The 19,996-nt window shown below is 37.9% G+C and carries 17 protein-coding genes; 2 read left to right on the forward strand and 15 right to left on the reverse strand.

The genetic code is table 11. From position 1 onward, the window contains the following. Positions 1–111: 111 nt before the first annotated feature. The 6 genes from ACFX4G_RS20170 to ACFX4G_RS20195 form a co-directional block, all read right to left on the reverse strand. Entirely contained in the window at positions 112–1,467 is a 1,356-nt protein-coding gene (locus tag ACFX4G_RS20170; RefSeq protein ID WP_013055076.1) for an amino acid permease, read from the reverse strand. A 223-nt stretch (positions 1,468–1,690) separates the two neighbouring features. Beyond that, the gene (locus ACFX4G_RS20175; protein ID WP_013081471.1) at positions 1,691–2,341 is read right to left on the reverse strand and encodes an amino acid ABC transporter permease; all 651 of its coding nucleotides are present in this window, start codon (positions 2,339–2,341) and stop codon (positions 1,691–1,693) included. Between the two features lie 14 nt (positions 2,342–2,355). Then, positions 2,356–2,994, reverse strand: a complete 639-nt coding sequence (locus ACFX4G_RS20180; protein ID WP_016762799.1) for an amino acid ABC transporter permease — start codon at positions 2,992–2,994, stop codon at positions 2,356–2,358. Positions 2,995–3,068: 74 nt separating this feature from the next. Continuing rightward, a complete protein-coding gene (locus ACFX4G_RS20185) occupies positions 3,069–3,884 on the reverse strand; it encodes a transporter substrate-binding domain-containing protein (protein ID WP_013055073.1) in 816 nt (271 codons plus the stop codon). Positions 3,885–3,905: 21 nt separating this feature from the next. Continuing rightward, entirely contained in the window at positions 3,906–4,634 is a 729-nt protein-coding gene (locus ACFX4G_RS20190; protein ID WP_043975780.1) for an amino acid ABC transporter ATP-binding protein, read from the reverse strand. A gap of 478 nt (positions 4,635–5,112) precedes the next feature. Further along, on the reverse strand, positions 5,113–5,634 hold the full coding sequence (locus ACFX4G_RS20195; RefSeq protein ID WP_377576435.1) for a M15 family metallopeptidase: 522 nt from the start codon (positions 5,632–5,634) through the stop codon (positions 5,113–5,115). Positions 5,635–5,848: 214 nt separating this feature from the next. Between ACFX4G_RS20195 and ACFX4G_RS20200 the strand changes: the two genes are divergently transcribed. After that, positions 5,849–6,643 (forward strand): hypothetical protein, encoded by a 795-nt coding sequence (locus ACFX4G_RS20200; protein WP_323619246.1) that lies wholly within the window; start codon positions 5,849–5,851, stop codon positions 6,641–6,643. Positions 6,644–6,683: 40 nt separating this feature from the next. Here ACFX4G_RS20200 and ACFX4G_RS20205 read toward each other — a convergent pair whose 3' ends face one another. The 4 genes from ACFX4G_RS20205 to ACFX4G_RS20220 all read right to left on the reverse strand — a co-directional run bounded on the left by ACFX4G_RS20205 (position 6,684) and on the right by ACFX4G_RS20220 (position 11,185). After that, entirely contained in the window at positions 6,684–7,904 is a 1,221-nt protein-coding gene (locus tag ACFX4G_RS20205) for a multidrug effflux MFS transporter (protein ID WP_043975786.1), read from the reverse strand. Positions 7,905–7,971: 67 nt separating this feature from the next. After that, entirely contained in the window at positions 7,972–8,793 is an 822-nt protein-coding gene (locus ACFX4G_RS20210) for a MerR family transcriptional regulator (RefSeq protein WP_043975788.1), read from the reverse strand. A 63-nt stretch (positions 8,794–8,856) separates the two neighbouring features. Further along, a complete protein-coding gene (locus ACFX4G_RS20215; RefSeq protein ID WP_080781545.1) occupies positions 8,857–9,870 on the reverse strand; it encodes a nitronate monooxygenase in 1,014 nt (337 codons plus the stop codon). Between the two features lie 250 nt (positions 9,871–10,120). Continuing rightward, on the reverse strand, positions 10,121–11,185 hold the full coding sequence (locus ACFX4G_RS20220) for a lactonase family protein (RefSeq protein ID WP_025752899.1): 1,065 nt from the start codon (positions 11,183–11,185) through the stop codon (positions 10,121–10,123). 333 nt (positions 11,186–11,518) lie between these two features. On the opposite strand from ACFX4G_RS20220, the gene map reads away from it, so the two are divergent. Further along, positions 11,519–12,265, forward strand: a complete 747-nt coding sequence (map, locus tag ACFX4G_RS20225; RefSeq protein WP_025752900.1) for a type I methionyl aminopeptidase — start codon at positions 11,519–11,521, stop codon at positions 12,263–12,265. A gap of 27 nt (positions 12,266–12,292) precedes the next feature. Here map and ACFX4G_RS20230 read toward each other — a convergent pair whose 3' ends face one another. The 5 genes from ACFX4G_RS20230 to ACFX4G_RS20250 form a co-directional block, all read right to left on the reverse strand. Beyond that, positions 12,293–14,098 (reverse strand): ATP-binding protein, encoded by a 1,806-nt coding sequence (locus ACFX4G_RS20230; RefSeq protein ID WP_043975793.1) that lies wholly within the window; start codon positions 14,096–14,098, stop codon positions 12,293–12,295. Positions 14,099–14,121: 23 nt separating this feature from the next. Further along, on the reverse strand, positions 14,122–15,105 hold the full coding sequence (locus ACFX4G_RS20235) for a BMP family ABC transporter substrate-binding protein (RefSeq protein WP_097824735.1): 984 nt from the start codon (positions 15,103–15,105) through the stop codon (positions 14,122–14,124). 172 nt (positions 15,106–15,277) lie between these two features. Further along, a complete protein-coding gene (locus ACFX4G_RS20240) occupies positions 15,278–15,508 on the reverse strand; it encodes an excisionase family DNA-binding protein (protein ID WP_043975797.1) in 231 nt (76 codons plus the stop codon). A 13-nt stretch (positions 15,509–15,521) separates the two neighbouring features. Beyond that, complete coding sequence (locus tag ACFX4G_RS20245; protein ID WP_043975799.1) at positions 15,522–18,260, reverse strand: GTPase domain-containing protein; 2,739 nt, start codon at positions 18,258–18,260, stop codon at positions 15,522–15,524. Between the two features lie 195 nt (positions 18,261–18,455). Beyond that, positions 18,456–19,271: a YitT family protein gene (locus ACFX4G_RS20250; protein ID WP_013055060.1), complete on the reverse strand. Its 816-nt coding sequence runs from the start codon at positions 19,269–19,271 to the stop codon at positions 18,456–18,458. Between the last annotated feature and the right edge of the window lie 725 nt (positions 19,272–19,996).

Genomic DNA, 19,996 nt, shown 5'->3' on the forward strand with positions numbered 1-19,996 from the left:
ATTTATTTAACTAAACATTTCATCTAGAAATATGTAACGTGATACAGAAACTTCCACAAAAAAAAGAAAGACAAGCTTTTACCCTCGTCTTTCTAGTATATTGCCTTTTTGCTATACTTCAAACTTTTTTTCTTTTCGACTTTTATTAATAAATGAAAAAATGAGGAGTACGACCAAGATAACCGCACATACGCTTGATCCAATCACATTGTTTTTATTAAACATAAACGATACAAAAATAACAAGCAGTGCTGCTGTTGCAAAAAGCGTTGTATAAGGAAACCACTTTAATGCGAAAAACGGCTTTTCTTTATACCCTTTACGCAGCTTTAATTGAGCTAAACAAATGCTTACCCAAATAAGAATAATCGTGAAGCCCGGAATGGTCATTAAATAACTAATTACATTATCCGGTGTTTTATAAGCTAAAAACACACCCATTAAAATACAAACAGCCGTAATCATTAAACCATTAATCGGAATACCGTTTTTTGAAACTTTTAAGAAGCGCTTTGATGCTTCCCCGCTTTGAGCCATAGCATAGAGCGTACGCGAAGTTGCATACATCCCTGAATTCGCTGCTGATAAAACGGCCGTTAATAAAACGAAGTTCATAATATGAGCCGCACCCGGCAGTCCGGTGATACTAAACACTTGGACAAATGGACTGTCTTGTCCTGATACAGAATTCCAGGGCATAAGGCCGCAAATAATTAAAATAGGCAAGATGTAAAAGCCAATCACTCGCCATACTGTGCCTTTGATCACTTTCGGTAACACGTTTTTCACATCTTTTGTTTCCGTTACGGCCACACCAATTAATTCAGCTCCGCCGTAAGAGAACATCACAATTAAAAAGGCACTCAGCACACCGCTCATGCCGTGAGGAAAAAAGCCTCCATGAGCCGTATAATTTGCCCAGGGGTTTTGCACATCACTTGGAATCACACCGAATAAAATGAAAGCTCCCAAAATGATAAAAGCAGTAAGAGCAATTACTTTAATACCGGCAAACCAAAACTCAATTTCTCCGTAATACTTCACTTGAAATAAATTCATCCCTACAATTAGCACTGCACAGAGAAAGCTTAAGAGCCAAAGAGGTACAGAAGGGAACCAAAACTTCAAAAAGCTTCCTCCCGCAAGCAGTTCAACAACTGTCACGACAATCCAGTTCACCCAGTACAGCCACCCTACAATAAAAGAGGTTTGCGTACCGAATGCCTTATGCACTAAATTTTGTACGTTCATATTCGGATAGACAATTGCCATCTCCGCCAATGCTGTCATTACAATAAATAAGATAAGACCGCCAAATAAATACGCCAGTACAACACTTGGTCCTGCAATACCTAGCGTATCAGCACTGCCTTTAAAAATGCCTGTCCCAATCATACCGGCAAGCGCAATGAGCTGCACATGACGAGGCAACAGACCTTTTTTTAAATTTTGATCTTGTTTTTCCATGATGCCCGTCCCTTCTGTTCATTTTACGTGTTAGTTTAACCAAATCACTTCTTGCGCAAAAACCCCTACCGGATATTCAGTAGGGGGTGAACCAACACTGTTTTTCTTCTCTATGATGAATGAAAATGATCTGATTTTACCACTGTTACTTTAGTCATTTTATGCGTTGAATCAATACATTGTCAATGTTATTTATTTTCCAAAAATAAAGTCAAAAGAGTATCTACACCCTTTTGACTTCTAGTCTTCTTGCAATGATAGATAAAGCATAGTTTACAATAAAATACATCATCGCGATGATCAAAAACATTGGGACTACGTAGCTTTGTTTCTGTCCGTAAATGATTTGAGCGTTATGCAGCAAATCAGGAAGTGCGATCACTACTGCAAGCGACGTATCTTTTAATAAGGAAATAAATTGACTAACTAAAGGAGGCACCATTCTCCGCAAAGCTTGGGGCAGCACAACGAAACGAAGCGTTTGATAATAGTTTAAACCTGATGATCGCGCCGCTTCGATTTGTCCTTTTTCAATTGATTTTAATCCGCTTCGGATAATCTCTGAAATCATAGCAGATTCAAATACAGTAAGGGCCACAATCGCTGCTGACGTAATTTCCATATCAATTCCGATTTCAGGTAAAGCAAAGTATGTAAAAAAGATGATTAAAAGCAGCGGCAAATTCCGGATAATTTCTACGATAAAAGCAAGTACATGAGACAGAACTGGAATACGGGCATACCTTAAAATACCTACTATACTTCCAATAAGAAAACTTAATACAATCGAAATGAATGCTACTTTTAAAGTGACCCAAAATCCTTCCATTAAGAAGGAAAGGTGATCAGGAGAATAAGCACCCATAAAATCCATCACTTTCACTCCTTTCAGCTTGTTTTACCAAGACGTTTCTCAAGATAACCAACTCCTAAGCTTAACGGAATCGTTAGAACTAAATAGAACAGAGCCACAAAAATATACACATCAAACACTACGTAAGTTTGAGAAGAAACAAGATCTGCCTGATACATTAAATCAAAACCAGCAACAATCCCTAACACCGATGAGTTTTTGACTAAATTAATGAATTGATTCCCAAGAGGAGGAATGACGATTTTAATGGCTTGAGGCAATACAATGAACCGCATCGCCTGACCGTACGTAAGGCCAGATGAACGTGCCGCTTCAAGCTGCCCTTTTGGAACTGCCATAATTCCCGCTCGTATGGCTTCGGCTATAAAAGCTGCCGTATAAATAGTTAGTCCCAGCACTCCGGCCGCTGTACCGCTGATTCCCGCCACAATAAAAATAAAAAAGACGATAACCACAAGGGGAATATTTCGAATGAACTCTACATAGACCGTACCAATTACATTTACTATTTTGAGAGGGGCTATTCGCATTACCGCAATGATTGTACCAAGTACAAAACTGGCCACTAAAGCAATCAGACTGGCGATAATGGTGTACTTAAAACCTTCTAAATAAAGATCCATATTGTTCGTCAGAATTGAAAAATCCAACAATTTTCTTCCTCCTTTCAACTAAACAAGCAGGATGAGCATAATGCTGCTCATCCTGAGAAAAGAAAACTGTACGCTTATTGTTTGATCCACTTGTCGTGAATTTCATCATATTTTCCAGAGTCTTTTATCTTTTTAAGCGCATCGTTTAATGCATCTACCAGCTCTTTGTTTCCTTTTTTCACAGCAATGCCATAAGGCTCTTCTGTGAACGGCTTTCCTACCAATTCATAAGAAGGATCTTCATCAGCCATTCCATAAAGAATCGCATCATCAGTTGTTAAAGCATCTCCTTGCTTAGATTTTAAAGCTGTAAATGCTTCTGCATAGTTTTCAAACTCTAATACCGTTGTCTCTGGTGCTTTTTCACGAATATTAATAGCTGAAGTTGATCCTTTAACAGCCAACACTTTAGTACCTTTCTTTAAATCATCAACGCTTTTAATTTTACTGCCTTTTTTCACAAGAAGAGACTGTCCGGCTTGGAAATATACATCCGTAAAATCTACTTCTTTTTTACGTTCGTCTGTAATAGTCATTGTCGCAACAACAGCGTCAATATCTCCTTTTTGAAGAAGAGGAACCCTTGTTTTGGACGTAACTTCTTTAAATTCCACCTTGTTTTCATCGCCTAAAATCTCTTTAGCCAGCTGCTTAGAAATATCAACATCAAAACCTTCTACTTCACCCGTCTTTGGATTCTTTAAGCCAAACAAACGCGTATCATTTTTAACTCCAATAACGATTTTCCCTCGGTCTTTGATTTCAGTGAGCGCATCTTTTTTAGCTGATGATCCACTCGTTTCTTCACTTTTCCCTCCACAAGCTGCTAACATCATAGCCGCTGCTAATGAAAGCACAGCTGCCTTTAAAAACGTTTTTGATTTCTTCATATTACTCCCCCTATTAAACAATTAATGATTTAAAATACGGCTAAGAAATAAACGTGCCCTTTCTTCTTGCGGGTTTTCGTAAAACTCAGCCGGAGTTGCCTCTTCTAAGATTTTTCCTTGATCCATAAATACAATGCGGTCCGCTACTTCTTTCGCAAACCCCATTTCATGAGTTACAACTACCATGGTCATTCCTTCTTTAGCCAATGTTTTCATGACATCCAGCACTTCTCCAATCATTTCTGGATCAAGAGCAGAGGTAGGCTCATCAAAAAGCATAATTTCTGGTTTCATCGCAAGTCCCCTCGCAATAGCTACACGCTGCTGCTGGCCGCCTGACAGTTGGGACGGGTAGGCGTTAGCTTTTTCACCGATTCCGACTTTATTTAAATAGTATAGGGCTGTCTTCTTAGCTTCTTCTGACGACTGTCCCAATACTTTCATAGGTGCTAAAGTGATATTTTCTAAAACTGTTTTATGCGGATATAAATAAAAATGCTGAAACACCATACCTATATTGCGGCGCAGTTTATTAATATTTGTTTTTTTATCTGCGACCAATATATTATTTACCGTTAACTGTCCGTTAGATATTGTTTCTAAATAATTTATGCATCGCAGCATCGTGCTTTTACCTGAACCCGAAGGTCCAATTACGACGACAACCTCACCTTTTTCAATTGTTAAATTGATATCTTTTAATACGTGAAAATCACCGTAATATTTATTCACTCCGTCAAAAACAATCATTTTCTCCCTCCTAATCTGCCAACAACAATAAATATTTAAATTTTTTAGAATATTTAAAATATGTTAAAAATTATATTCTTACTCTTAAAGCAAAGTCAACAGTTGACAAATTATCTCTTTTTTGTAATAAAAACGAACTATCTTTAAATAAAATATGCTAGAAAAATAAAAGGCTTTGTTGGCATTTGCCGATATGTAAGCATACGTTCACTAGGCTGAACGTACTTGTATAAGCTTAATCAGTAGATTATATTAGTTAACGCATATCTTTATACGAATTGTCTTTCATTTTTATGGGGCAGTTCTCTCTAACCACCCATCTTTCTAATTATCCGTCTATATTTTTACTATATTAATATATATAATTACCTTACCGTTAAATTAATAAAAAAAGAAACTACAAGCTTCTATTCGTGTTAGAGGTTCTGACATAGATATAGTGAAATTGTATTATCCCTATAAAAAAACACACGCTTTATTAGCGTGTGTGGTCTTTTATATTTTCCGGACCCATTTGAAAATGCGGATAGTCTTTAAAACCTTGCCAATCTCCTCCCCATTCGAATCCTAAATTTTTTGCGATATCTACAACCTCCATCCAATCAGACTGATTGTTATTATTACCGTCATATTCCATGTCCCAAATAACTTGTCCGTCTTTTAACTGAATAGCAAAATCAATAGCTAATCCGTAATTGTGATAAGACTGGCCGCCCTTTGAGTAGGTAACAATATTACCTTCTTCCGTCCTGCCTTTTGCATAAAGCTTATCTTGTTCTTCTTTTGAACGGAAACCTTCCGTAATGACAATTGAGATTCCTTGGTCACTTGCTTGTTGAACAAGTTTATTTTTCTTTTCTTCTACGACAGGATGCAACTCAGTTGCTCCTGAAAAATCTTCTAGCGTTGGACCAGGCTTTAACTCATCGCGAAACAAAAATACGAGGCTTACCGCTATCGCAACTATCAAAGCTATTCCCAATTTTTTAAGAATGTTCATCTATATAAAGTCTCCATTCTTTTTTGCTGCTGTTTAGATAAAATCATATCGAATTTCATTTTGTTATCCAATAGAAGAGCTGTAGTGTTCAACAAACGTCTATATTTTTTCGTTTTTTATCTATTTTCACCATTTTTTCACTATTGGTGGTTACATTAACAATTGTGGACAGCTCTGTACCACACCCCTATAACTTTTAAGGAGTGACAACAGCATGAAAAAGAAACTATTCGGTTATATCATGGCAAGCGGTTTAACACTAGGAGTTATGGCCGCTGCAAACTCCACGGCATTTGCAGCAAGCAAAGATGAAACAAGCTCTTCAACAGTTGTAGAGCGAACAAATGGCAGTACAACAAATATAGATGATGCAACACAACAAAAAGTTGATGATATTATGAAAAAAGCACAGGAAAAATTACAGAAACTCGGCATAAACTTGCCTCAGCACAAAGACGGCCCCTTCAGCAATCTAGATGCGGCTACAAAGAAAAAAGCAAAAGCTATTATGGATCAGCTCCGCAACGGCACGCTGACTAAGGAACAAGCTGAAGCCAAATTAAAGGAACTTGGCGTGAACTTGCCTGAACATAAAGGCGGTCCTTTTAACAATTTAGATACCGCTACAAAGAAAAAAGCGAAAGCTATTATGGATCAGCTCCGCGACGGCACGCTGACTAAGGAACAAGCTGAAGCCAAATTAGAAGAACTTGGCGTAAATTTTCCTGAACATAAAGGCGGTCCTTTTAACAATTTAGATGCGGCTACAAAGAAAAAAGCGAAAGCTATTATGGATCAGCTTCGCGACGGCACGCTGACTAAGGAACAAGCTGAAGCCAAGTTAAAAGAACTTGGTGTGAATTTCCCTGCTAAAAAGAAAGATTTTCTAAGCGGGGTAGATGCTGAAACAAAAGCGAAAGCTGAAAGCATTTTGGAAAATGCAAAAAAAGAAATTCAAAAGCTTGGCGTTACAATGCCGTTTGAAAATCACGAGCACAAAGCTCAATAATTTAAAAAGCTACTTGGCTGTTGAAAGCCAAGTAGCTTTTTTATGATCCAGTTTTCCTTCTCACTAACGTCATGTACACACCTAATGCTAATAAATCACAAACCATAATCACAATGCCCATCGGCAGAGCATTTTGCCCTCCTCCAAGACCAACAAGAGGAGCTACGGCTGCTCCGAGCAAAAACGGAAGCAACCCTAGAAGCGCTGAAGCACTTCCCGCGTTCGAAGCTTGATTTTCCATAGCGAGTGAAAAAACGGTTGTGTTCACAATTCCTACGCTCGATACTACAAAGAAAAGCAAGATGCAAACCAAAATAACGGACATGTGAGTAGCAATCACGGCCACTAAAAGCACGCTTCCAACCGCTGCTTGAAGCAATCCATACATAAGAAGAGTAGCTTCTTTTACTTTACCCGCTAAACGTCCTGTCACTTGAGTAGCTATAATGAGCCCAAAACCGTTAATCGCAAAAACAAAGCTGAACATCTGCGGAGACAGGCCATAAATGTCTTGAAGGACAAATGTAGAACCTGAAATATAAGCAAACATGGCACTCATAATAAAACCTTGCGCCAGCGCATATCCCACGAAGACACCATCTTTTAGCAATACACCAAATGTACTCAGTACTTCTGTTAATCCGCCTTCTTTACGTCGTTCGAGCGGAAGCGTTTCTTTTAAACAAAATAAAACGGCAAAAAACATTAGTGCACCAATCACTGCTAGCACACCAAAGACTCCGCGCCACGACATAACCGTCAGCAGCTGTCCGCCAGCAACCGGAGCCAAAATAGGAGCTAACCCATTTACAAGCATAAGCATAGAGAAAAACTTTGTTAAATCCGAACCTGAAAACAAGTCCCGCACGCTCGCTCTTGAAATAACCATTCCTGCTGCTCCTGCCATACCTTGAATAAATCGCAAAACGATAAAAATCCAAATAGACGGTGCAAACACGCATAAAACAGATGCAGTTGCATAGGTGATTAATGCTGCTACAAGCGGCTTTTTCCTTCCGCGAATATCACTGAATGGCCCCACGACCACTTGCCCAAATGCTAAGCCCAATAAGCAAGCTGTCAGACTGACCTGCGCTAAAGAAGCTGAAGTATGCAATTCTTTCGCAAGCGTCGGCAGCGCTGGCAAATACATATCGATTGATAACGGTCCAAATGCGCTCAGTGAACCCAAAATTAAAATAAATAAAATGCGATTTCCTCGGCTTAAAGACATTCCTTGGGAAATACTTTGCTGATTCATCTATTGTTGTCTCTCCCTTCAGCAGTTCTACAATAGTCTCATCTTAAACCCTCCAGCTACTGGATAGTCAAGACGTAATTCGAATTTGAATTTCCGTCAGCCGCTCTTCTTCATGATGTGAAATAAAGGAATCTACAATCCGCCGAATTAAGAAAGGACCTTCTGCTTTGTATCCTTCTGCTTTAATAAAGTTCAGTAACGCATCGTAATAGACTCCTGTGGTATCTCTCTTTTCTCTCATATAAATAGATGCGTAATCGCCTTCAGGTATTAACGTAACGAGTTCATGCTGAAAAGAAACATCACTTTCCACCAATAAAAAAATGCCATCGTAATCTGTAAATTGTTGTTTTTTCGTGTTTTCTACCGATAGCATAAATCCTACTTTCCCAATCATAATCGGGGTAATATGGCTGATTTTCTTTTTTAAATCACGCAGAACACTTTCAGTCCCGTCTAACGTGCCTACCTCCGCTTTTACTTGAACAACCTCACGAGAAGAAAGGTGTTTGATGAACGGGGCTCCTATTTGGTTAATATGTCTCGTCTGTTCTAATTCCTTCATTCGAGTTGTTAACTGCGCATTCACTCTTTGAAGGTGACGAATTTTTTCTTTTGTTACCTGCTGATATTCCGCTAAAGTTTCAATAAATTCATCCAAGCTGCTGTGCTCCATCTTTCTTTTAATTTCTTTTAACGGAACTCCCATCAGCTTTAAATAAACAATGATGTCTAATTTCTTAAATTGTTCTAACGTATAGTAACGATATCCGGTTTGTGGATCAACTTCGTAAGGCTCAAATAGACCAATTTCATCATAATAGCGAAGTGTTTTAACCGGAATATCATGCAGTCTGGCCATTTGTCCAATCGTAAATTTGTTTTGCACTATAAGTCCACCTTCTTTATGTAAAGCTGCTTGCACTTAAAGCAAGCAACAGCGTAATTCTCATCATTCATTTAGTTCTTGTACAAGCTCTTCCACAATAAGATGTGCAGGCAGTTCTTTTGCCAGCGTAAATCCAGTTCCTGCCCACAAAGAAGCGTACTCTGGATTCTTCATTTGTGTAGCTTTTGCTCGAATAGGCTTTGTCATGTAATGAATATGAGGGTAGGCGGATGGTGCTGATTTATCATAGGAAATAAAAAAGGCATTCACAAATCCTCTAGCACGTTTCCCTGTGAAAGCTCGTGTGATACCTGTTTCATTAAAACGTTTTTGAAGAATGCTTTCTTTGTGAAGAGCACTCGCTCCGCTTTCTGAACAACAAATAAAAGCCGTACCTAACTGAGCGGCAGAAGCTCCTTCTTGTAACACACGTTTGATGTCAGATCCCGTCATCAACCCTCCAGCAGCAATCAATGGCTTTTTAGTGATTGAGCGAACTTCTTTTAGCAAATTCATAAGCGGATAGTCCACCGAACCCTCTAAAAAAGTAGATCGATGGCCGCCGGCTTCAATGCCTTGCAAACATAGCGCATCCGCTCCTGCTCTCAAAGCTACTTCGGCTTCTTGAGGTGTTGTAATCGTAACGAAAACACGGCTTCCAATTCCTTTTAAACTTGCTACAATCTCTCGATCCGGGCACCCAAATGTAAAGCTCACAGCAGGTACTCGATGTTTTTGAATGATGTCGAGCTTGGCATTCCATTCATCATCATCATTCTTTGGTATACCAACTTGACACTCCAAATATTCAGCTGCTTTTGACAGTTCTTTTTGGTAACAATCAAGTGCATCAACTGCTATTTTTTCATTTGTCGGAACGAACAGATTCACTCCAAAAGGTTTTTTCGTAAGTGAGTGCATCTCTATAATTTCCTGCTCCAATTCACGCGCACTTTTATATCCAGCAGCTAAAAACCCTAGCCCTCCGCTATTAGATACTGCTGCAGCTAGTTTAGGCGTCGAAACTCCTCCTGCCATGGGAGCTTGTACAATTGGATACTCACATATATTTTCCACACTTATCACCTCAGCCTTTCATGCGTTCTCTCTTCATTCTACTATAATCCCAGAAAAAAAAGCCCTCCAAAAGGGCTTTTCTTCCATATATACATAGATTATAAATGATGCTAAAAAACGCACACTACCTGACTATTCCCTCAAAGATTCACCTATGCGGATGACACTAACCCCGCAAGGGAAGTGACATCCGCTTAGATTTGAAAGCCAGACCTGATTGTTCTTTGATCAGGTCTGGCTTTCAAATCTATTACTTATAGTGGAGGAACTTTACGCACACAGCTTCTGGAACCGTAACATTAGATTGAAGAAGCGTTAGCTTGCCACTTTCTTGGTCTCTTTCAAACAGTACTAAATTTCCTGTTTCTTGATTAGACGCTACAATAAATTGTTCCGTTGGATCCAAAACAAAATCGCGCGGCCAGTCGCCTTCAGTGCCTGTCCATTCTACGAATGTTAACTGTCCAGAATCCTGATCTACTTTGAATGTTGCAATCGAGTTATGTCCACGGTTTCCTGCATAGACAAAGCGGCCATCTGAAGAAATGTGGATCGCACTCCCTTGATTATTTTCTGTAAAATCAGCCGGGATCGCTAAAGTAGCTTGTTGTTGAGTAAAGCTTCCTTTACTTTCGTCATAAGTTAAAAATAAAACTTCAGAGCTGAATTCTGTCATTGCATAGGCATAGCGGCCATTTGGGTGGAACGTTAAATGTCTAGGGCCCGAACCAACAGATGTAGAAAGACTGTTGACTTCCTTCAATTTATTCTCTTCCACTTCATATGTCACGATTTCATCAATACCTAAGTCCACAACGGCCACGTGCTTTTCTCCAGGAGTAAAATCGGCATAGTGTACGTGTGGTTTTCCTTTTTGTCCTTTTTTGAGGTCTGAATGAGGATGTTCCACTACGGATGCTACATATTCAATTTCTCCTGTTTCTTCATTAACAGAATACGTCTCAACGCTCCCTTTATGAAAATTAGCAGATAAAACAAGCGTATTATCTTCATTCACTGAAACATAGCAAGGAGGCGCGCCGTCTAGCAGCTGTTTGTTTACAAATTTCAATTGCCCTGTGTTTGGATCAATCTTAAAAGCAGCTACTCCGCCTTTTTCTCCTTCTTTAATAACTGTATAAAGATGTTCGTTGTCTTTGCTTGCATTTAAGTATGTAGGATTTTCAATTTTAGCCACGGCTTTTACTTCTACAATCTTTTTAGCCTTCGTATCTAACGTAAATGTATAGACACCTTCACTGCCTGCTTTTGTATATGTACCTGCAAATCCAATAAATTTTCCATGTTCACTCATTTTCCTATACCCCTCCTAAAGAATTGTTTTGTTTCATTTATTTTACTATATCATACCGCATTTGTTATAGAGAATGCTCCAATTCAATGTTCATTTATCAGTTTTCCCTACATGCCCATCGTCAAACCCTTCCTTTTTAAGCCTGCATCTTGCATTTTCCTACCATTGGGCGTTATGATTAAGGATGATTTTATATCGCCCCATAGCAGACGGCTTCTGTATTTCTTGGATTTTCAAATAAAGAAGAATGAACTGATGAATAGTCTACTTTCATCGCTATAACCGCTGCTTAACTTTTTTCGTAAAGTTACATCAAAAAAGGAGTGAACAACAATGATCACATTAAAAAGTGAACGCGAAATTAATTTAATGCACGAAGCAGGTAAATTATTAGCTTCTTGTCATAAAGAAATCGCTAAAATGATCAAACCAGGCATAACAACAATGCAAATTGATAAATTTGTTGAAGAGTACTTAGCAAAGCACGGAGCAACGCCGGAACAAAAAGGATACAAAGGATATCAATATGCAACGTGCGCTTCTTTAAATGATGAAATTTGCCACGGTTTTCCAACAACTAAACCGTTAAAAGACGGTGATATCGTAACCATTGATATGGTTGTAAATTTAAACGGAGGCTTAGCAGATTCCGCATGGACTCATACCGTTGGAGACATTTCAGACGAAGCGCAGCGTCTAGTAGATGTTACATACGAAGCGCTTTTAAAAGGAATCGAGCAAGCACAGCCAGGAAATCGCACAGGTGACATTGGCCACGCTATTCAAAGCTATGTAGAAGGCGAAAAATTCTCTGTGGTACGCGACTTCACAGGACACGGAATTGGAAATACCATGCACGAAGCGCCTACAATTCTTCACTACGGAAAAGCTGGCAAAGGTACACGTTTAAAAGAAGGTATGGTTATTACAATTGAGCCAATGGTAAACGCTGGTACATGGCATTCTAAAATGGATAAAAACGGTTGGACGGCTCGTACAACAGACGGTAAATTATCCGCTCAATTTGAACATACACTTGCGATTACGAAAAACGGTCCTCTTATTTTAACAGCACATTAAAAAAACAGCCCTTTTGAGGCTGTTTTCTTAATGTAGAGGAAATTTAATAACAAAAACTGTGCCGCGGGAAGAAGTAGATAATAATTTAATCTGTCCTCCGTGGCTTTCTAGAATACGCTGAGCAATGGGCAGACCAAGACCTGTTCCGCTATCTTTTGAAGTGGAAAACGGCTGGTACAGAGAATGCTGCATATGCAAAGGAATTCCTTTTCCAGTATCTTCAATGTATAGACAGTAGCTATCTTCATGAACTTGCGAGTAGATTGTAATGACTCCTTCTCCATCCATGGCTTCCATACTGTTTCGAATTAAATTATGAAGAACTTGTTTGATTTGTTTTTCATCTACCTTTAATATATACGGCTGCAGTTTCACATCGAAGATAAGCTTATCTTTTTCTGTGAATTTGCTTGAGTGAGTAATCAAAGGCAATAGCTCATTAATAATCTCCTGCATGCTGACCTTTTTCATCACTGGAGTCCCTGGTTTTGATAACAACAGCATTTCTTCAATGATGTAGTTAATCCTCTCTAGCTCTTTCATAAGCAGAGGCAGGTAAAAACGCTTTTTCTCCTCATCAGAAAGAGACTGATTCATAAGAGATATAAATCCATGAATCACGGCAAGAGGATTACGAATCTCATGAGCAGCTCCGGCTGCCACTTCTCCAACTAGAGCGAGTTTCTCAGACTGATGCATTCGCTTTTCTAATTCTTCAGTATCCGATATATCAATGAAGTAAAAAATTCTCCCGATGCTTTCGTTCTGCTCGTTAAACAGCTGCGTTTGAGAGGCTAAAAAGCAATAGCACGTCTCTTTCGTTCCAAATAATACTTTTTTATTTTCATGAATTTCTCCCGAATTCAACATGCTCCAAAATTCAGTATTATATTCCGGACATTCTTCCATATACCCGCAAATATCCTTTTCGTCGAGATCTAAAAACTGCTTTGCTGAGGTATTGGCAAATATACTATTTGTCTCATCTTCCACTGTAATAATTCCAACAGGCAGTGAATTTAAGATCTGCTGGCGATACGCTTTATCTTTAATGATTTTCCAAAATGAATCTTCTAAACTAACCGACATTTGATTAATAGAAGCCGAAAGCTGCTTCAGCTCGATTTGCTTTGTGTCTTGAAGAACAAGACCGTATTCTCCGTCTGCAATGTCATTCACTTTTTCAATCATTTGTTCAATTGGTTTCGTAAGGCTCGCACTCATGCGATAAGAAACATAAAGAGAAGCCAAAATAGCACTTACTGTTAAAATTAATAGTAAAATTAATGAATCTTTAATAATGACAGACAGTGTATCTGATAGTATATCAAGTGAATCAACCGTCTCTTCTTTTGAACTATTAATATCTTTTTTTATCTGATGCAAATCCGGCAAATAATTTTCCTTAAGATACTCTTTTGCTCCCTCTATATCTCCATACTTCAGCAGTCCTTGTACGTTATTAGAAATCTTAAAATCCAGCAGCTCAATTTTTTCCTTCAGTGGAATCAACGATTTTGGCACAGGCTGCTTATATCTTTCATTATTTTCGATAACTCGTGTATCATATGATTGATATTCTTCTATCAAAGAGACAGTGGGGTTCTTTAGATTATTTTTCACAATGTATTCTTTTATGTTCAGCTGCTCTTCCCAATAAGAAAGCCACACCATTTGAGGAACATCTTCATTTTTAATTTCGTTGCTTACATGATTCATTTTATCAACGGCATGCACTAAAACTAAAGAGAACCCGCTTAACATGAATGTAATCAAAAGAAGAATCGTTAATATTTGGCTACGGAATGACATGTTGCGAAATAATTGATTCATAATCATCTCTTTCTTTTTCATAGTTACTTCGGCTGTGTAGACATTCTAACTTTCGAATATAAAATTTGTTTTTCCCGTTTACTGTACATCGGCCCAAAAGGCGCAAGCTTATAAACACCGTCCCTGGCGTCAAGTTTGACTTCTCCAGATGGAAGACCTTTTTTACTGAAATAGTCTTTCATAATCACGTTGTAAGCTTGAGGAACATCGTTGATCACGCTGGTTAAAATAACAGACCTACCCATGTACGCCTGATCATCTAAATATCCTATTACGTACATTCCTTGTGCTTTCGCTTCTTGAATAACTTCTTGATTATACGCATTTCCTTTAGCATAAACGATATCGACGCCTTCATCTTTTAACTCACGGAGCAGCTTTACTGCTTTTACTCCATCGTCTCGGCTGTTTACAACTCGATAATAAAAAGCAATCGATGAATCGTACGCTTTTATGCCTTGTTCAAATCCTGGATTTTTTTCTTTTGCAAATGTATCGAGTAATCCAATTTTTTTCGTTTGTGTCTTCATGGCAGCTGCCGTGCCTGCCAGGTGCTCTATTTTTGTTTGATCAAATGTATATACCGTTTGGTTTTTATAAGTTGAAGTACCGTGGATGGTGACGAAATGAACATGAGGATACTTAGGAGCGAGTTCTGTAAAAACGGTAGAAAATTCTCTTCCATGTCCAATTACGACTTTTGTTCCATTTTGAATAACTTTTTCAGAAGCTTCCTTCATTTTTTGGTTCGTATTTACTTCGCTAATAACTTGAGCCGAAATAGGATACTGCTGCTCGATGTTGATTTTTCCTTTATAAGCTAGACTGCCCCAGCTTTGATCTGTCAGTACATCAGAGGTGAGAATTGCAACGCTTGTGTTTTCTACTTTTTTTGTCGTTTGCTGACTTATAATCCCTTGTGTTTTCGAAATAATAATAATTAAAAACGAAGCGACAACAATCAGGGCAAGCAATAAAATCAGCCTTAACTGTCTTGATCGTTGCATAAACCTTCTCCTTTTTGTTTAGCATACTTTCATTATATAAAAAAAGCATCTAAAAAGACTACATCTTTAACGAAATTCCAACTTTTTTCGACATTTCTTTCATATCTTACCTTTTTTAACACTTTCATTCCAAAAGAAAAAAGCAGAAAACATCTGTTTTCTGCTTCTGCCTTCAATCTTCATCTTTTACATCCATATCTTCAGGGATAGGCTCACTTAGATATTCTTCAATTTGTTTTTTGTACTTTTCCATTTGCTCTAAATGGGTGTTAAACTGCTCTTTATTTAATAAGTAGTTTTCACCATCAAATATAGCTCGTACTTTTCCTTCTTGAATCAATTTATGCACATATTCTTCAGGAAAAGATAGATACTCTGCTGCTTCTTTTATCGTTAAATACATCCTGCTCCACCTTTTATACGTTGTAGTGTACTTCTTCTGTAGCTTTAACCATTAACTCATACTGACGCAAGCTCAGCTGGAATAATGTTAAAGGATCATAGTAAGCTTCAGGATTGGCTTTCATATGACTTAACACGTCTTGATTTTCATTAATATGCGCCTGTGTTTCTTCAATCGTTTCTTTTAAAACCTCTTTTGGCTTTTCAAAGAATAGTTCAATATCAACTTCTAAATTTTTCTCAAATAAATTAAATTGCATAAAAAACTTTGTCAGCATTGATTCTGTGATATCTTGATAGTCTTGACTTTCAATGTACTTTTTATATTGATTATAAAGCAGCGTTTGGTTTTGAAGAATGGAAGAAAACAGTTTTCCCGCTCCTTTTAACAAGAGCTGCGTTGGATTAACGCGAAGTAAAATATTTTCTTCATCAAGCTGAACCCGATTAGCCATACGATTAACGTCGCGGCGCCAGTCGTCCAGCACTTTAAAATCGCAGGCTAACGTTAATTTTTGCTCATTGTACATCTTATTTAATGACTCTGCTACTTCTTCAATGTCTACTTGACTCGCAATCAGCTCTTCATTTGATGTAGCAATCCAGTCCTTTAAAGAAATGCGGAACTTGGGCAGGACATCTTGCTGCAAGTGCTCTTCCACGCGCATATTCATTTGTTTATTCAGCTCAATGTGAACCGTACTAAAATCACTGTCTTCCTTCACTAATTCTGAAGACTTTTTGAGTAAACGAGGAATTTTATTTTTTAGCTTTTTGCTAATATCCTCTTTGATTCCGTGATAAGCCGAAACAATAATACTTGCTTTTTCTTGTTCTAAGTCATCTACTCGATGCAAGAAGCCATTTAATCGCACAAGCATATCTTCGTTCCATTTAATGCTTTCAATCAAATGATTTTCTGTTTGATTTCTCTTCTCCACTAAGCTCTTTAGCATGCTTTGAATGAAGAACAGCAGTCTGCGCGCACGCTCTTCTACTCCAACGTCGTTTGGATCGTAATAGAAATTAGCTTTAATAAACTGAGCCAAGTCTCCGTGGTGCTGACTCGATACGTAGTGAGGCGTATAGGCTAATACATGTGCCTCCGGGAAATCAGCTCCAATGCTTGCTTCAAATTCTTTTGTAATTCGCTCAATCGTTGCTTGATTATAAAGACTGTCCATATTGTTGATAACAAAATGAACTGGCGTATTTGGCGCATGCTCTTTGATCTCCAGCAATAATTCTCTTTCTTCATCAAGCAGCGATTCTTTTGCATCAAGCACAAACAGTAAACCATCTGCTAAAGGAGCATATTTAAATGCATCCTGCTCACGTGCCTCTTGTTCTGTAAAGCTTGGCGTAACAATGCATGAACAATTATGCTTATCAAGGAACGCAAAAGGTTTTTTCACTTCTACAAGCGCCTGGTGAGGAGATTGCTCCGCTCCGTCAATCGTTTCCATCGGAATGATTTCTTGATCAGCGATTTGCTGGATAGATTCTTCCTCATCATGAATGAACACAAAGGTTGTTTCGTGATTTTGCGGTACCTTTTCTTCCGTAATCGATCCAACAAATGAAGACGTTGCAGCATTTGTTCCTGTAATTAATAAGTGTGTCGTATGAGCATCTAATAAGAAATCTACCCACCATTTAAAGGTGTGCCCCACTTCTAAACCATTTTCATTAGCCCATTTAATAATGCCATGGCAAAGCTTATAGTGATATTCAAGACCATCAATGTCGTTACGCGCCTCAAAAATTAATCTGCCTGCATTTTCGATTGTAATGGTATCAATAGTTGACGGAAACTTTTCATTCCATGAAAGCACGGCCGCAGACGGAAATAACGCACGTGACTTATTGGTAATTTTAAGCCAGTTTGTTAATACGTTCGGAATGACTTCATGCAATTCCTTTACAGAATGATCACTTTCCATTAAGTCAGTGTACGTCTCTTGATAAAGAGTTGAAATCTCTTGCCAATAATCATAGAGGCCCACTTCAATATTCAAGAAAATATCATTGATGGTTTTAATCCAAGCAAGATAAGGAGGCTGACTCTTATATTGTTTCCATAAAGCTGAGACAAGCTGTTTGAAATACACTTGATCCACTTTGTAAAATGCAATCATCACTTGATAAAAATAGTTAGGGATAAAGTTTGCTGTATATCCTTTATCTACGTAAGTCTTTAATATCGCAAACCAATTTAACGATTCCGTTCGAATACACTCATCTACCGCAAGCTCCACTGCGCTGTTAAAGTCTTCTTGCTCTTCATAAAATCTGCGTGCAATCGCCGTGACGTTTGGATAATCCGGCTGAGAAGCAACCAGCTCGTTAATGACTTCATAAGCTCGTTCAATATTGTTATGGTCCGTATAAAGCGAAAATAGCTTTAGCGCTATTTCAGCTTTTAATACTTTTGAATCCGTTTCGATGGATAGGTAAAGCTCTTCAGCTAGCGTAGACAACCCCAATTCATAATGCGCGTCGGCTGTATTTTTCTTTGCCCACAGCTTAAACTCGCCATTTACATTCTCCCACTTAAAAATCGCAGACTCAAAATCTTGATTATGGAAGTACACTTCTCCCTGGGCTAAGCGAACGAGCGATAAGTCATACCACTCTTTTTGCTGCTCTTCGTAATAAGCTTGTCCAAGGACTTTTACAGGCGGCTGATTTTCATTTTCTTGCATAAACGTTTCGTAATATTTCTTTTTCGTTAACTGATATTCTACCGTCATATAGTCTCTCCTTTTTGATGTTAATATTTTATGTACTCTATCAAATTCCCTTTTTTATACTTTTCATACACGATATTTTCTTATTCATATTTTACGCAAAAAAAGCCTCAAGAACTACTCTTAAGGCTTTTTTTATAACTTTTATACTATAAAAATGGCTATTTATCATAAATCGGCGCTGAAATAGCCAATATATTAATAGGCATCCCGTCGAAACAGCCCCATTACTTCTACCGTTTCCGTAATATTTACGAAAGCTTCAGGATCCACCGATTGAATTAACTGCTTGAGGTTTGCAAGCTCATAGCGTGAAATCACCGTCATTAATATTTTACGGTCTTCTCTTGAATAAGCTCCTTCACCGTTCATTAACGTCACGCCGCGCACCAAATTCGTAAGAAGCTGCTGCTTCATTTCTTCACCTTTTCTCGTAATAATGGTTAATGTGAGCTTAATATGGCGAGTGTGAATCGCATCCACTACTTTTCCTGTGACGAAAATCGAAAGCATCGTATATAAAGCCGCGTCCCAATTCACAAAAAAACCTGAAACAAACACAACCACGGCATTCATCGCTGATAATATAGCGCCAAGCGGAAATTCTTTTTTATGCGTAAGAAGCATCGCAATAATATCAAATCCACCTGTCGAAGCTGACTGACGAAAAACAAACCCTACGCCAATTCCAGTTAAAACTCCTCCAAAAACAGCTGACAGAATAGGATCTGTACTAACAGCTCTCAAGGGAATCACGTATAGAGCAATTGATAAAGCCACAACGGACAGCAGCGTATGTAAAACAAACCGCTTTCCTAACTTCATAAAACCAATAATTAAAAGGGGTAAATTTAACAAAAAATTCATTGTTCCCGTGCTTGCAGGCGTTAAAATTCCTATAATCATAGCAATACCGCTAATGCCGCTGCTTAACACTTTATGGGGGATTAAAAACCAATTGTATGCAAATCCAATTAACACAGAACCTGCTATAATAGCAATTGCTCTATACACGATGTCCCTTCACCTCTTACCACAAATATAATGTTTTCATTTCTTGCTTCTTTATTATAATTCCTAAAATATTGAAAACCTTAAAAAAAGTATATTCAGAAATTTACTGTGTTGGTGGGGTGGACAAACGGCAAAATAAAACGGACATACAAGCAGTTAATGCTTTTAGTATAGAAATTCTGACTTTACTTTTTTCGTACTTGTTTAAGCAAAAAAGCTGCTATCTTTACTAAGATAGCAGCTTTGATGAAGAGTTATTTTAATTTTAATACAGCCACATTCTCCACATGTGTTGAGTGTTATTCACAGACACATCCTTTAAAGCGACTCTATCTACTTATTTATGCAAAACTACTGAATATACGATTTTTTATAAAAACACACTATTATTTTCTTTATGAATAGAAAAGGAATATTTTTCACTTCGTTTACAACTTTATTTCTAGTGCTATAATATATGTAAGTAGAGTTTAATAAAGAGTAATAAATTGAACATTTCTTTGAGCATAGTCCTCGTAATAAATCGGATTTGACTTACTGATACAGTGTATTAGAAGGCAAATTACTTTTCTATGTTACGGAAGTGAGACTGAATGAAGCGCGTAACCTATAAAAGGAATGCGAAATTAACGACTAATTACGTTTTAGTTGACTACCCTGTTCAAAAAGAATAAATGTTTAACTTAGAAGATCCGGCAAGATTTTCTAACAATTTAAAATAACCA

The sequence above is a fragment of the Priestia sp. YIM B13486 genome, from assembly GCF_042787865.1.
Lineage (GTDB): Bacteria > Bacillota > Bacilli > Bacillales > Bacillaceae_H > Priestia > Priestia megaterium.

Coding starts and splice junctions, on each gene's coding strand:
- ACFX4G_RS20220 (WP_025752899.1), bottom strand. CDS start 11,185: ATGAGTGAACATGGAAAATTTATTGGATTTGCAGGTACATATACAAAA.
- ACFX4G_RS20175 (WP_013081471.1), bottom strand. CDS start 2,341: ATGGATTTTATGGGTGCTTATTCTCCTGATCACCTTTCCTTCTTAATG.
- ACFX4G_RS20245 (WP_043975799.1), bottom strand. CDS start 18,260: ATGACGGTAGAATATCAGTTAACGAAAAAGAAATATTACGAAACGTTT.
- ACFX4G_RS20195 (WP_377576435.1), bottom strand. CDS start 5,634: ATGAACATTCTTAAAAAATTGGGAATAGCTTTGATAGTTGCGATAGCG.
- ACFX4G_RS20200 (WP_323619246.1), top strand. CDS start 5,849: ATGAAAAAGAAACTATTCGGTTATATCATGGCAAGCGGTTTAACACTA.
- ACFX4G_RS20240 (WP_043975797.1), bottom strand. CDS start 15,508: ATGTATTTAACGATAAAAGAAGCAGCAGAGTATCTATCTTTTCCTGAA.
- ACFX4G_RS20205 (WP_043975786.1), bottom strand. CDS start 7,904: ATGAATCAGCAAAGTATTTCCCAAGGAATGTCTTTAAGCCGAGGAAAT.
- ACFX4G_RS20170 (WP_013055076.1), bottom strand. CDS start 1,467: ATGGAAAAACAAGATCAAAATTTAAAAAAAGGTCTGTTGCCTCGTCAT.
- map (WP_025752900.1), top strand. CDS start 11,519: ATGATCACATTAAAAAGTGAACGCGAAATTAATTTAATGCACGAAGCA.
- ACFX4G_RS20185 (WP_013055073.1), bottom strand. CDS start 3,884: ATGAAGAAATCAAAAACGTTTTTAAAGGCAGCTGTGCTTTCATTAGCA.
- ACFX4G_RS20230 (WP_043975793.1), bottom strand. CDS start 14,098: ATGAATCAATTATTTCGCAACATGTCATTCCGTAGCCAAATATTAACG.
- ACFX4G_RS20235 (WP_097824735.1), bottom strand. CDS start 15,105: ATGCAACGATCAAGACAGTTAAGGCTGATTTTATTGCTTGCCCTGATT.
- ACFX4G_RS20190 (WP_043975780.1), bottom strand. CDS start 4,634: ATGATTGTTTTTGACGGAGTGAATAAATATTACGGTGATTTTCACGTA.